We start from the raw sequence: 15,227 nt of genomic DNA, 5'->3' as shown, positions 1-15,227 counted from the left end.
AGTAACTTTATCGATTCTATCCCCCCTTTTTAATATTACTTTATCAAGCTTAATAAATAACGAACGATAATTTCATGCGTCCAAAAACAAACAGACAAAGGATTTATGCACCTTTTTAAAATAAACATAATTATTTTATTCGAATGAAGGTAATCATATTTCTTACAAAAAAAGATACCACCCTTTTAAAAAGGTGATATCTTTGAACAAAAATGTCCCAATCAGTCGCGCTTATTCACGACATTCTGTTCTACTCCTGCTATAAATGCCGCGAAATTATCTACTGCGATTCCCATCAACCGTTCTCGAGTTTCCAATGGCCGCCAAGCAATATGAGGCGTAATAATACAGTTTTTAGCCTTCAGTAATGGATTATTATCAGCCATCGGCTCTTTAGAGACCACATCGACACCTGCACCGATAATTTTCCCTTTGTTTAAAGCTTCTGCGACAGCTGCCTCATCTAATAGACCGCCGCGTGCTGTATTCAATAAAACGACGCCATCCTTCATTTGATGGATGGTTTCTTGATTAATCATCTCTTGTGTCTCCGCTGTCTGAGGGACATGTAGACTGATAATATCCGCTTGACGGTAAAGCTCCTCAATAGGTACTTGCTGCGCCCATGAAGCCTGGGGTTCTTTTGGACGATGATTCCAATAGATAACCTTCATATTAAAAGCATGGGCAATCGCCGCTGTTGCTTGTGCAATTTCACCATAGCCAATCAATCCAAGTGTCTTGTTCTGCAGCTCCATCAACGGTGTTTTTTGGTAGGTAAAATCAACACTCCGTTGCCAGTCTCCTTGGTGGACTGAGTCATTATGAACAGCGACTTGATTCACGATCTCCAATAAAAGCGCAAAAGTAAACTGTGCAACTGCGGCTGTTCCATACGCTGGAATGTTCGTCACCGGAATATTCCGCTTCCTAGCTGCTTCGATATCTACAACATTGTATCCAGTCGCCACTACACCAATATATTTCAACTGTGGAACAGCAGCCAAAACTTCTTCATCAATCGGTGTTTTATTCGTTAGGATCGCTTCTGCGTCACTGATTCGCTCAATGATTTCCTTTTTATTTGTAAAGGACGTACGATCATAAACGATAACCTCGCCAAATTCTTCAAAGCCTTTCCAGCTCAGATCTCCTGGATTCAACGCATAACCATCTAAAACTACGATTTTCATCATTTGCCTCCATTCTTTACCATTCATTGTACCGATTCTTTTTTGAATTGAAAAGAAACAAAAACCCGAGAGGGAAAAATGATTTCACCTCTCGGGTTCTACTTATTTATTTTTCTTCCTCTTTTTTTGATCTGCGAATCCATAATAGGAAGGAACTTCCTGCGAGTACACAAAGACCGAGGATCGCTGATAAAGGATTTTGCTCCGAACCAGTTTTTGGCAGGTTCTTAGCAGATGTCGCTTCTTTATCCGCTTTATTGCTGTAATACCTTCCACCGAAGTAGCTGCGATAGGTGCTTTCAGATTGCGGTGCTTTCACTCCCGAATCCTTGTCCTCTGTTTTCGCGCCACCTGTTGTGATTTCCTTCTTCGCCCATTTTGCTACAAGCGTCACACCGCCTGCTGGCATTTCAAAGACATCCTCTGATTTATTATCCTTCACATACCAGCCTTCAAAAGTATAGCCGCTTCGGGTTGGTGCTTTCACTTGGCTAATGTCGACTTTTTCACCGGTTTTACCGATAATATCAGCAGGTTTTGTCGCTTCATCGCCGCCATTTACATCAAATTTCACGGTTTGATCGTCTGCCTGCCAATTTGCATACAGCGTAATTTTAGCCCCATCTGTATCAGATAAATTCATTACCGCTTGCTCATCTTCATAGTCCACCGCGCCGTCTTTTTTCGTTGACCAGCCAGTGAAGCTATAGCCTGCTTTTGTGAAGGCATTTTTACTGATGCTTTGGTTTTGGTCGTACTCAAACGCTTGATCTGCCATAGTGCCTGTTCCACTGTTCTTGTCAAAGGTAATCGTATAACTGATTGGCGTCCATTCCGCTTTTAGCGTTTTTCCACCTGCCGGCATGACAAATGAATTCTCAGCTTTTGTTGCGCCTTCATACCAGCCAGCAAACGTATAGCCAGTCCGTGTCGGAGCTTTCACCGTTGAAAGATCTACCGTTGAATCCGTTACTTGAACAATATCCTTTGGTTTTGTCGCTGGATCACCACCATTTACATCGAACACTACAGTTTGATCTAGGGCGCGCCAGACAGCGTAGACCGTTAATTCATCATCGTGTGTTGTACATAAATTTTTGACTGTTTGCTCATCAAGGTAATCACAAGTTAAGCTCTTCGCCGATGTTCTCCAGCCTTCAAACTGATAGCCAGGTTTTGTATAGGTATTCTTCGCCAATTTTTGTTCCACATCATAGACAAATGTTTGCTTATCCATCGTTCCACTGCCGGTATTAGAATCAAAATTCACCTTGTAAGAGATGGCTTCCCATTCTGCACGTAAGATTTTACCCCCTACTGGCATTATGATTGAATCCCCCACTTTATCTGCACCATCGTACCAGCCAGTAAATTTATAACCCGTGCGCGTTGGTGCTTTTACAATGGTCAAATCGACTTCCGCATCCGTCGCCGAGGTAATGTTCGCTGGCTTGCTGTCAACATCGCCACCGTTCACATCGAATTGAAGAACTTGAGGAGAAGCTGACCATACAGCATAAAGAGTAATCGTCTCATTATTTTTCGCAGTTAGGTTTTTCACGTTTTGTTCATCAACATAGGCGGAGCTGCCTGTCTTACTCGTTGCCCAGCCAACAAAGGTATAGCCAGATCGAGTAAAACTATTTGCAGTGAGTTTCTGCTCTGCGTCGTAAGTGAACTGCTGTGAAGCCATTGTTCCAGTCCCTTTGTTCGCGTCAAACTGAATCGTGTATTGATTTGCTATCCAATCAGCCTTCAAAGTCATGCCGCCTGCTGGCATCTTGATCGTTCCGGTAATTTCATTACTATCTTTATACCAGCCATTAAATGTATAACCGGTTCTAGCCGGAGCCTTGACTTTGTCAATCTCGACCTCTTGATCGGTTTTCTTCACGATATCCGCTGGTTTGCTGGCAATATCGCCACCATTTACATCAAATTGAATCGTTTGATCAAGAGCTGCCCAGACTGCGTAAAGCTTGACTGTCCCATTTTCAGCAGAGCTCAGATTCATAACAGAAGCTTTATCGACATAATCTGCAGATACGGCATTGCTTGCTTTTGCCCAGCCGCTAAATTGATAACCCGGGCGTGTAAAGGTATTTTCTTTTAAGTTCCCAGCAACGTCATAAGTAAAGGTTTGATCTGTCATTGTTCCTGTTCCGCCGTTACTCTCAAACTGAACAGTATAAGCATTGGCTTCCCAAATCGCATAGACCGTTTTATCTACGGTAAAGTCAACAGTCGTGCCATCCACAAAATCTGCAGCCGTTTCGTTTGGTGTTGTTCCCCATCCTTTGAATTTGTAGCCAGTACGAGTTGGCTTAGCCACTGCTGTTAAATCAACCGTGTCGCCGAAATCATAAGACTTCGTATCAACAGTATCTGTTGTTCCGTCATTCTTCTTATAGGTCACACCCACTGAAACAGCTTTCCAGATTGCCTTCAAATCCAACGCCGTTGAGCTTGAGGTGAAATTGATTTTTGCCCCAGGCTGATAGTCTTTGCTAGCATTCGATTTATCTTGCCATTTAACAAACGTATAACCTGATAACGTAGGAACGTTGTCCGATAAAGTAATCGAACCGTTCCCAGAAGAATCCAATAAAACTGATTGCATCGTTGGCATATTGCTAGCGCTAGTTACACCAGATGCCAAGAAGCTTGGCAGTGCTTCATCATAGGTCACCTTAGCAATCTCCGTACTAAAGGTAATTTCAGAGCTCTTCGCATTCAACGTTGTACCAGATCCAACTTCTTTCGCTGAATATTGGAACTGATTCACAGTTTTTTGGTTATCGGCATCTGGCACTAAGAAATTCATCACCGTGTCTAATGTTTCATTCGGTGCAACAACCTTCGTACCAAAATCAATATATATCGCAGTAACAGCCTCCATATCGCCAGGCGTTGCTGTACTAAACCCGTGGCTGCTCAATTTCGCCGCATTCCAGGTTTGCAAGTCGCTGCTATAGTCTGGCAATGTATCGATCGCTTGCGTGGTGTAGTACACCGTGCCGCCAGCATCCGCTAGACCAGTAAAGCTGATATTTCCATTTGATCCGCGACCATCCGCTGATGACGGTAAAATATCGTACAAGCGAACATTGTTAAAACTCGTATTTCCTGTATTGCTGACGGTTGCTTTCATCTGCGGAGTCGTATTCTTATCTACCGAAAAATGGGTGGTTTCTGTCCAGCTGTCGCTGCTTCCGCTCCGACCTGCTGTGTCTCCGTTGAGTTTAGAGGCATAGACGACTGATAGAGCAGTGTGACCGCTAGTTCGCCCTGTGTAACTATTAGGAACAGTGTTATCGTAACCCATGCTTGTTGCTAGGGAATCAGATAGATTATTCATATTTTGAGTAATTTGAACAAAATTAGAATTTGTCACAGCTGTTGCTGGGATCGAATAGTTTCCAACAGGTGTCCCAGATGCTATCTTGAAACTTATTGGGATCTTATAAGAAACGCCGTCCTTATTATTGAAACCCTCTACTCCACTAGCACTAAAACGGTAATAATTATTTGTCGAGTCAGAACTGATCAAACTTACCTGCACTGTTCCAGGATAGTTCGTACTATTCATAGCATCATAAAAATCCTTTGGCGATCCAGGTTCGACCATTTCTAATACTTTGGGAATCGCCACTGTTATCTCAGGATCTTTTGCACTTCCTACAGCGTTGTACGCATTGTACCCTTGAATTTCATAATTAACTGTGTCCCCGGGTTGCCTAGCATTTGAATTCCCACTAACAAAATTTACATAAGTATCCGTGGTATTTCCAGGAGCGTAATATACATACCCAGTGTCCATTTCTTTTATTTTTGCAACTGCAGGCTGATCATTCGTTTCATCATCATAATATAATGTCGCTCCCATAGAAACTGTTGATACTTCATTCGTAGGAATTTTCGTTCCATCTGGCCAGTTTCCTGAACTCCAATTTTCTGCTTGATAGCGAATACCATAACCCGTATTTGGTAACCATGCTCCTGTTGTTGCTCCATCAAGTCCCATTGGAATGACATCTACTTTATCGATATACTCACTCGTGTTTAGCGTTGGAAGCGGAACTGTTTTAGTTCCAGAATAATTTGCACTAGTTCCCGTTCGAGTGATTCCCGTCTTAGTGTCAACAATAGAGAATTGTGCTTTATAATATCCTAACGGTGTTCCTGTTTCGGCTGTTTCATATACCATGACTGAACTGAAATTCACTTTTTTTGAATCTGCATCTTTCTGATAAAGTGAGAATTTCGTATTAAGAATATCTCTCTTACCAGTATTTTTTCCTGTCCAGCTATGATAATAATTTGAGTACCCGAATACATAATTTGCCGTTGAAACGGATGAATTATTTGATAAATCCACTATCGCAAGCGCTACGGAACCTGTATTACGACGTGAGTCAGTTGAAGTTAATTGCCAATTTTGCTGCTCCTGTTTTACGTAATCCGAGATTGCTTTTTTTTCTTGTAGTTTTCCATTTACTTTCTTGTAAACAATTCCTACAGTTATGTGAAAATTGTCTCCTACATTTAATGTGGCAGGCGGATTAAATGTGGTATCTATTGATTGATAGTTAGAATTTATATTACTGTTCGCCTGCCACAAGTTAAAGTGAGCAGGACTATCGGAAATTTCTCGGTAATGACGTGTATATCCAACTGGAATAGTTGAATCATCATTATTAGTTTTAGCGGGACCATTAAAATAGTTTGTCATATTAGCTGATACCGTTGATCCTGTAGGATACTCGATGTACGCAAGATTTTTCGCAGTTTCATCCAACAGCCATCGTTTATTATAACTATTATAAACTCGAACTCGATTTGAGATACTCCCCCCTTCATAGTCCTCTGAGGTTGGACTAAATCGCCCAATAGTAGTATTCATCCCATCAGTCGTTGAACTTTTCAATTGTACCTTACTCGACTGCGACAACTGCGTATCCGCAGAATCATAAGCAGTTGCTTGTAAATCCTGCCAAATTACTTGGTTTACCGGAATTTTCGCATCGTAATCTGGATTAAACTTAAATCGCAGGTTAACTGTTTCAACAGTTGTCTTAGTCATTTTCAAATGGATGATCAGCTTTTGATTGGTGGTATCATCCTCATAATGATCAACGATTGAATCTGCTGCTGGTGTTCCCGGATCGATAAAAGAAAAAATCGGATCTGTCATGGTAAAGTGTTCAAAATTTGGATTCGAAGGATCTGGCGTAAATCCATAGGGAATTTCTACCTTAGCTCCCGTAATTCCAGCGGTACTGATCGAAAGCGGAACAGCTACAGCGTATTCTGTTGGTGCAATACCTGATACCGGATCAGTATATGTTCTAAAAGTGCCCTCTGCTTGCAGACCAACATTGATACTTGCAGCTTTGGGTGTTGGTTTTGCTTTAGTCGCTGTCTTTTCTGGGTCTTTCTCTTCTTTATTTGACTCAGTTGTTTCTTCGGTAGCTTCTTTGGATTCTTCTTTTTCCTTCTCGGCTTCCTTTTCTTCGACAGCAACAACAAGCTTTTCACTTTCATAATTCGTTTCTTCATCAAAGAGAGACAACTCATAGCTTCCTGCTTTTTCGGCGGTCAGCGTAAGAGTCTTGGCTGTTGCTTCTTCATCAGCAATATTTTTGATCGTTAATTCTCTTTTTTCCTCATTCCAAGAAAAGTCTTCACTTGGCTTCTCCTCAAAAAGGTTATCTTCGCCATCAAAAGCTAATTCCTCTGGCAAATAAAGCTTAGCTTCTTTCAGATTACCAAACATCTCTAAAGTAAATTTTTGGTCTTCTTTGATTGTTTTTTCTTCTTTTTGCTTCAGAACCATTGAAGGTATCAATGCTTCTTCTCTTACCTCCTCGGTGGGCGTATCTTCCGATGAGAACTGTGTTTGTTCCTCACTTGAAGCTTCTGTAACGGTATCGGGTGTTTCCACTTCTATCTTTTCTGGAATCGTTATCCCACTTTGAACAGACTCTAAGGTTTTATCACTTTGCTCAGTTTGTTCACCTTTTTGTTCTAAACCATACGACTCAGCAAAAACTGCGCCTGTTGGCAGCAAAGAACTAAAAAGTAAGATAGACGTACCAAGAAATGCAATGGGCTTTTTCTTCATTTGAATCCTCCTCAACAAATCTCCTCTAATTTATTTCGAATTAATTATTATCAAAATATAATAATATATAAACAATAATACCAAACCGAAACTTGCATAATCAAAACTATTTTAATTTTAATTGATAATTTACGGTTGTTTTTGTGTAACATAAGTTAATTGTGTGTTCGCTAGAGCAAAAAAAGTAATCAAAAGGCAATTATGTATATCGTCTTTTGATTACTTCATTTACCCGTTACGAGAAAAATACAGGAGACAACTGATAGCCTTCTCCCCAGACTGTTTTGATTGATTCTTCAGTCAGGTTCATTCTGTCAAATTTCTTTCTCAGTTTTTTTACGATGGAGGAAAGGTGAGATAAATGGGAGTTCGTCACACCTGTTCCCCACAACTTGTTGCATAAGGCCTCTCTCGTAATCACTTCACCATTTGAATAATACAGTTCATTAAAGACTTTCTCTTCTAATTTCGAAAGGCTTAATTGATTCATTTGCTCTGCAATGTCGATCTTTTGACCAAAACTAGAGTTAATCCCTGTTTTTCTAAAGCTTGTTTGTGTCGCATGATTAAATTTTGAAACCATTAATTTTTCTCTTAAAGAGTCCAGATTCAAATTGATTGCCGTGATTTTCTCAACATTTTTCAAATCACCTAAATCTGCCACCTCGCCGACTTTACGAAACAGCAGATTCTTTTTATTTTCAAAAAGCGGCAACAGAAACTTAATTTCCGCATTGGATACCGTCTCACTGAAAATGATAAATTGAAAATGGTTCATCAAATCAGGGTATTTTTGATGTTGAACCAAATAATCATACAAACTAGAGGAACAAAGAACTTCGTAATTCAAAAACTGCAGCTTTTCCTGTAATTCGCCATCGGATAAGATATTGCGCGTAAGTATTAGTACATGTCCCATTTGGGAATCACCTTCTTTAACTTTTATAGATAACGATAATTAATTAATGCTTTTATTTTTCTTGAAATGTTTTCTAACCAGAAATATAACAATCGTTGTAATTGCGATTGATAATATTATCGAAAAAGATTTTTTCGAACTATCACTACTTAAGTTGATTTTTTCAGTATGCATTTTCTCATATGGAACTCTAGTCCCTCTAACTAAGAGACGATGACTATTCACACCATAAGGAACACAAGTAACCAATGTTACATAATCCTCACCAATAACAGGCAAAAGCTCTTTTGTCTCATTTGGTTCGACTTTTTGGATTTGATCTACTTCATAGCACAATGTTTCATTCATTACTTTAATAAAAAATCGATCACTTTTCTTTAAACTGACTAGGTCTGTAAAAAGTTTTGCATTTGGCAGTCCACGATGAGCGCTTATAACCGCATGAGTAGAGCTACCTCCTACTGGAAATGAGCTCTGAACTAGATGTCCAGCACCTTTTTGCAATATTTTTTCACTGGTACCGTGGTAGATCGGTAGTTTCACCTTAATCTTCGGTATTTCAATCGTTGCCATGACGCCATCAAAATTTAATATACTCATGTAATTATCTGGCACAGAGATTCCACTATTTTGGATAAATGGATCTTTTATTTTCTCACCAGATATACTATCGTTGTAGTCACTTGCTAATGAAATTTCTCTTTCAGAGTCCTCAGCAGAATACTTATCAATGTTTTTTTCGTATTCTGAAATCACTTTTTCTTCCTGAATCCCTGCAAAAATGTTTGCTATAAAGGGATAACTCAAAAGCCCGACTCCAATCAATACAAGAACTGGAATTAGTAGTTTATAAATTTTCATTCAGTCATTTTAATCTAGACTTGAATAGATTTAACTACTCAAGTCTAGTCTCCTTACTAAGCTTCTTTACGTGACTTTCTTGATATCAGATACGCTGCAAATAACGTTAATAAACCAGCAGCTATTAAAATGATAGATGCCGCGCTACCTGTTTTTGGCAGCGTAAATCCTTTGTTGTTGTACACTTTGTTTGATTGAAGTTTTGCTGCTAAGTCACTATTTTTACTTACTTCAAGAGCGACTGGATTTTTCAATAGCTGATACCCATCTTTTGCTTGCGTCTCAACCACATAATAGGTGCTTTTAGCGGTTTCCCATGATTCATTGTCATTTCCGTATTTCAGTCCTTCAAAGACAACTTCTCCTGTAGCATTTGATTCTACAATATAGTCTGCGGCTGAGTCATATTGTGCCTCTCCCGGAAAGACGATCTTTCCTGTAGCTGTTTTCTTCACATATTTACCAGCTTTTGCGTTTGCTTCAGTATTAGCAATCGCAAATTTCACATTCGATAAGGCAGTACTTGTTCCAGCTGCCAGTTTAACAAATCCAGTAGAACCTGTGTGTACTTCAGGGACTGTCGGCTTCGTTGGATCAACAGGATCTGATGGATCTCCTGGAACTTTAGAATCATCCGTATTTGCTACAAAGTCGACACCAATACTATTAGTGTAATTCAATGTTGCTTTGTTTTCGATTTTATCAACAGTTAGTGCATCTTGAGTGACAGTCGTTAAGACTTCTAAAGTAAACAACGGATAGGTAGCTGTTCCTGCCTGCGCTACTTTTTTCATTCCAGCTTTTGTAAGTGAGAAAGTCAGTTTTGTATCCGCTCCTTGTGGAGTAGTAACCGCAGTGTAATCGGTCGTTGGTGTCAACGTAAACGCTGAGCCATCTACCATGAAACTAACACCTTTATATTCCAAACCTTTTGACAAGATGTCGACCATTTCAAATTTTTTACCATAAACTTCTTTACTATTTGAATCTGTATAATATAGGTCTTTAGGAATATCAGAAATGATTCGCCATTTCACATCATCTCCGACATTTACTCCTTTATTTGTAACATCTGCTGTTTCAACTTCTTTTTTTATGTTTGGACCATCTTTTAATTTATTTTTAGGGTATGCATGAACATCATAATTCCAATCTGTTCCATCTTTATTGGTAGATGGTAATGAAATTAGAAACGGAATGCCTTCTGCATCTTCAACCACAGGGTTTGCTACTTCTGTGACCAAATAAATTCCTTGATCTGCCGCAGCAATCGTATACTTTGCCTCACCATTTGTATCTGTCGTTCCTGATTGGCTTGGTACGTCTAGATCAACACCATATGTTGCTGGATTCGCCAAAACAGTCGCTGCATCAGGTAAATCAGCAGCACTAGCGGCGTTAAAATTAATATTTGTTTTGTAAATATTAAAGCTGATATTTTCTAAAGGTTCTAAGCTAGGAAAAGCTGTAAGGTCCAGCTCATCTCCACTAGAGCCCGGTAATCCTGTTAAATTTGTTTCTTTATACTTGTGAATCGTTAAATCTACAGCTTTCGCTGTATCAACAGTAGACGCTGCTAATGAAGAACTCCCTCCAGAAATTAATCCACTCAACGCAAGCAACACAACAAATAGTGCTGAAAACATTTTTTTTAATTTATTCATTTCTATACCCCTCTTCTCTTTCTATTTACTCCATAAATGCTCAATGCAATGGTCAGAACTCCTGCGCCAGCAAGCACAACTTTCAAGGCTGTGAGAGCTTTCCCTGTTTTAGGCAGTGTATACGTTTTAGAATTGTAAATAATATACGCATCTTCGGTAGAACTCCATTCTACTGCTGGTGGTTTAGCGCCATTTTTCTCTGCTTCTCCGGTAAAGGTAACCTTGACTTGGTTACTTACAATTTCTACCTTGACTTTCCAATAGCCGTACGGTAATTGGTAGCCGGATTTCGTTTTTGTTTCACGCAACTCATACTCGCCAGTTTCTAAGTCTGAAAACGTTAATTTCCCAGAATTATTACTGGTTTTCACTTGTTTGAAACTCGCTTCTGCAGGTTTAGTCAGTGTAAACTCCACGCCATCCATAATTTGTTTACTAGACGCATCTTTCTTCAAGATAGTAATATCTTGAGAAGCTTCCCATTGAGCAAAAAGTGTGACATTTTTTGCCGGCATCTGGAAGGAGCTTGGTGTAAAGACTTCAGAAGTAGAATCGAATGAATAATTCGTTCCTTTTCCGTCGGCCTTATCATTCCATCCAATAAACTTGAATCCGCTTCGAGCCATCGTCCCTGGTTTTTTAAGACCCACCGTCTCACCAACAGTATACAATTTGCTATCGACTGGAACTGTTCCAGCTGAATGACTATTCCCATCGTAGGTAACACTGAATGTTGTGTTAACTGTAACGATATTTTCCGCAGTGCCATCCGCCGCATCTCCTGGCTCAGTCGTCCCGCTGGAAGTACTATTTCCAGGTGTGCTTGGATTAATCCAATAAGAAGCGATATTTTTGATCGTATTCGCTGAATAGTTAGCTGGAACAGTCAATTGTACGTTGATTTTTATGTCTTTACTCTCTAATCCAGTCAATTGCGTTTTACTTAAATCAACTCGCAATAGAGAAGAATCATCCTTCATAACGACTGTGCCTACTTCACTCCCTTCAACCTTACATGTAGGAGTGCCAGTAAATGTCGTTCCAGCAGGTGCTATATCCGTAAGAACTAATTGATCATAGCCAGCTAAACTGTCTGGTAAACGCATCGTTACTTGATAATCCAGTGTTTGCTCCGTACCGGCATTGATTGTTTTTGTGTCTTTATATGTGCCATCTGCAGCTTTCACTTGTTTCTTTAATTCTTTTGGTTCTTCAAGCACTGTAATTTTCGACTCATTGCTGTCGGTAGGATCATCCCCATTAATAGATACATCCGCTTTATTTTTCAATGTCGCCCCTTTAGTAATGTTCTCTGTAGCTTTAACCGTTACGAACAACTCAATCGTACTATTCGGCGTCGTTAATAGATTGATTCCCGCTTGATTCAAATGTGCTTCGAGCTTGCGAGTAGTGGAATTATATTCAATCTCTCCCACTTTTGCGCTTCCATCCCGCAGCTCATCTCCACTTATAGTGAGCGCTTTTGTACCGACATTCATAGTGATCGAATTAGTAAGCGTGTCATCCAAAGCCGTTTTGCTTGGCAACGTATCTGTAATATCAATGGAGTCATAGCCGTCAACCCCTGTAGCTGGTGTCGTCATCTCAATAAAATAAGTAAACTGATCATCCTTGGATATGCCTTTTTCAAAAATATCCTCTGAGAAATCTGCTTTGTTTGTCGTCTTTCCTTTGGCAACCTTCTTGTGAAGGGCAGTGTCTTCAGAATCTGCCAATGCCAATTTGAAATGAACATTATGTTTACTATTTGAGTCTTTTTCAAAATGAGTGGAGCTGATTGCCCCAGCCTTTGAATTTGCTACAATAAATTCGCTTGCGGCTATTGCAACTGCTTTAATAGCAGAACCATCAGCTTTAGTAACGATCCGATCATCTTGGGCACTATTTGACCAGCTGTTACTTCCATTTCCCCGAGAGGTCCAAGTGTATTTGGCAAAATCCGCTGTACTGATGGAAACACCTTTATCGGCATATTTTTTCTGCCATACCTTGTAGAGTGTCTGGCATTGTTTTTCATAATATTCATCAACTGTTCCATCATTGATAGAGGAAACTTTCTTTCCACTTGCTTTTGCATGAACCGCTGCATGGTCAGTCGCTCCGGACACTTTATCGGAATCATTGTACTCATGAACCGTTAAACCAATAATATTCCCGTTATCCGCAGTAATATCTCCACTTTTACTCACGACACCGCCAATATCTGTCGCTGCAGAAGTATCATCTGTACAAGCGCCTGAAATTGTTCCGTCGCTTGTAGCTAATATATCGCCTGTAGCAACAAGACCAACATCTTTCGCTTTTTCAACAATTAGACTTCCCTCACTGACTGAAACTTTGCCAGCAACACTTGCACCGATTTGCGCATCTGTTTCCTTGTTTCCAATAACTTCGATCTTCGAATTTGCATCGTTAACGATTAAATCTTTTGTCATCAATCGAACACCAATTTTGTCAGACTTTACGTCCATGGTTCCGGCTTTTTCTAAGGTAAGATTCTTTCTATAAACACGAATATTTCCAACACCATCAAAGGTTCCACCTGTTTGAAGCAATTCACCATCTGCTACATACAGTGACGCTCGCGTATTTGGTCCGAAAGAAAGATTGTCTTCCCCTGCATTTCCACCTACTGAAGACTTCACTGTACTATTTTTCACAGTATAATTGTTCAAGATATGGATAGAATCGTTGTAATCTGAATCGTTCGTTGCCGTAATCGTTGCGTTATCTGCAATCAGATTATGAACCTTCATGGCAGCTATAGAACTAAGGCGACCATTTTCGATAGTGCCTTTCGTATAAGCATCCAGGGTACTGTTAGTTACTTTTAGGTAATTCTCAGTCTCATCGTAGGCCTTACTACGACCATGATAAAAACCAACAATGTTTCCTTGACCTTTCGAGTTTGAACCTATAACATGTGCTCCATTTTCGATAATCCCATAAGAGGCATGGTCAGAATAGGTCGTTTCCATTTCCCCAAGCGCAATCCCATAAGCACCACCTAGACCTTCAACAGTCGCGGCGTTAACTTTTAAATAGCCGTTACCATTATCAATATCTGCTCGAACCCAAATTCCAGAACTTCCTTTAGCGGAGGATGTCGTACATTCGCCTACGACTTTAGTAGTTGATCCGGTCGCCTCAAGTGAGACGCCAGTAAAAATTCCAGCAGCAAATTCTTCCGGCGAGACACCAGAAACGCTTGTCATCCCTTGAACATTTGCCCCATTAGAGGCTATTAATCTTCCGTGAGTTGCAATCCCGCCAGCACTTCCACCTGTACGAGAGGTCCCGGTCAAGTCAGCGTCATTTACTTCAATTGAACCTAAATTGTAAAAACCAGCATGATAGCCCTCTGTAGTAAGTGCTGTGCCTGATTCAATACTTGCCAACTTCTGAACATAAAGCCCTTTTCCTTTTTCAAAATCAACACTGTTTTCCGCGTTAACGTCAATTGGATCAGCCTTTGATTGGACAGTAAGAACACTATTGTTCTTAGCAGTCATGTCTTCAAAGAGGGCACCCAGCATATCCCCTTTTATATCCACTGTGGCTTTATCAAAAACAGCTTTTCGAATGACTGCCCCTGCCACTGTTTCAAAAAGTGGGTCACTATGGGAAGTTTGCATGCTATTAAAATCAAGATTCGTTCCAGTACCAGAAGTAAATCCATTATCCAAAACCAAGGTGCCATCACCAGTGAAATTCACTGTACTATCTGGACCATAGACGTATTTGATGGTCGCTGTTACACCAGCTTCGACCTTAATTGTTGCAGCAGCACCTGCTGAAACTTCGACATAAGAATCTGAGTTAGAAGTCTGTGTTCCTGATACGCCAGTGGCGGTAAAACTGTTCGCCCCGGTGAACGTTAGCGTATCACCATCAGACAGCTCAATTTTATCTCCTGTAACTGCAGCTAAGGGTGCCATCTCTTTCTTAGCTTTTTCAGACTTTTTGCCTTCTTTTTTGTTCTCTTTATCTGTTTCTTTTGAAGAAGCTCTTTTTTGAGGAACCGATTCTTCTGTTTCGCTCGAAGTCATTTGAGATTCCTCTACAGATTCAGCAGAAGTTTCTTCTTCTGAAGACGAAACTATTGTCTCTTCTTCGCCAAAAACTTGTTTTAAAACTAAATCTTCTGAGAGCTCGGAATTAACATCAAAAGCTTTACCAATTGCTTCGGCTTCTTCCTTCGTTAGAGATGAAGCTTCTTTTTGATTAGGTATTTCTCCATTTGAAAGAGCTTCCCCATCGCTCAATTCTATTTCTGATATTTTTTCTCCATTTTTATTCAGAAAAGTGACCAAATGTTTATCTATTGATGATATATCTTGATCTGATTCAATAGAGTAAGCAATCATATTACTAGGAAACATTAATAAAAAAATCCATAGTAACTTTGAGCCGACCCCCAAAAGTTAGACCAAAATCTAACTCTT

The 15,227-nt window shown here is 40.0% G+C and carries 6 protein-coding genes; all 6 read right to left on the bottom strand.

Translation table 11 applies throughout. The features are described 5' to 3' along the window. Nucleotides 1–221 precede the first annotated feature (221 nt). Entirely contained in the window at nt 222–1,193 is a 972-nt protein-coding gene (locus J9537_RS04965) for a D-2-hydroxyacid dehydrogenase (protein ID WP_218257330.1), read from the bottom strand. Nucleotides 1,194–1,299: 106 nt separating this feature from the next. Then, on the bottom strand, nt 1,300–7,317 hold the full coding sequence (locus J9537_RS04960; protein ID WP_218256944.1) for an InlB B-repeat-containing protein: 6,018 nt from the start codon (nt 7,315–7,317) through the stop codon (nt 1,300–1,302). A 235-nt stretch (nt 7,318–7,552) separates the two neighbouring features. Further along, nucleotides 7,553–8,236: a winged helix-turn-helix domain-containing protein gene (locus J9537_RS04955; RefSeq protein WP_218256943.1), complete on the bottom strand. Its 684-nt coding sequence runs from the start codon at nt 8,234–8,236 to the stop codon at nt 7,553–7,555. A gap of 39 nt (nt 8,237–8,275) precedes the next feature. Further along, a complete protein-coding gene (locus J9537_RS04950) occupies nt 8,276–9,097 on the bottom strand; it encodes a class C sortase (RefSeq protein WP_218256942.1) in 822 nt (273 codons plus the stop codon). A 56-nt stretch (nt 9,098–9,153) separates the two neighbouring features. After that, complete coding sequence (locus J9537_RS04945; protein WP_218256941.1) at nt 9,154–10,761, bottom strand: SpaH/EbpB family LPXTG-anchored major pilin; 1,608 nt, start codon at nt 10,759–10,761, stop codon at nt 9,154–9,156. Between the two features lie 2 nt (nt 10,762–10,763). Beyond that, on the bottom strand, nt 10,764–15,164 hold the full coding sequence (locus J9537_RS04940) for a SpaA isopeptide-forming pilin-related protein (protein WP_218256940.1): 4,401 nt from the start codon (nt 15,162–15,164) through the stop codon (nt 10,764–10,766). Nucleotides 15,165–15,227 lie beyond the last annotated feature (63 nt).

This window comes from Enterococcus raffinosus, assembly GCF_019175485.1.
Classification (GTDB): Bacteria; Bacillota; Bacilli; order Lactobacillales; family Enterococcaceae; genus Enterococcus_A; species Enterococcus_A raffinosus.
This window is presented reverse-complemented; position numbering and strand designations above follow the sequence as displayed.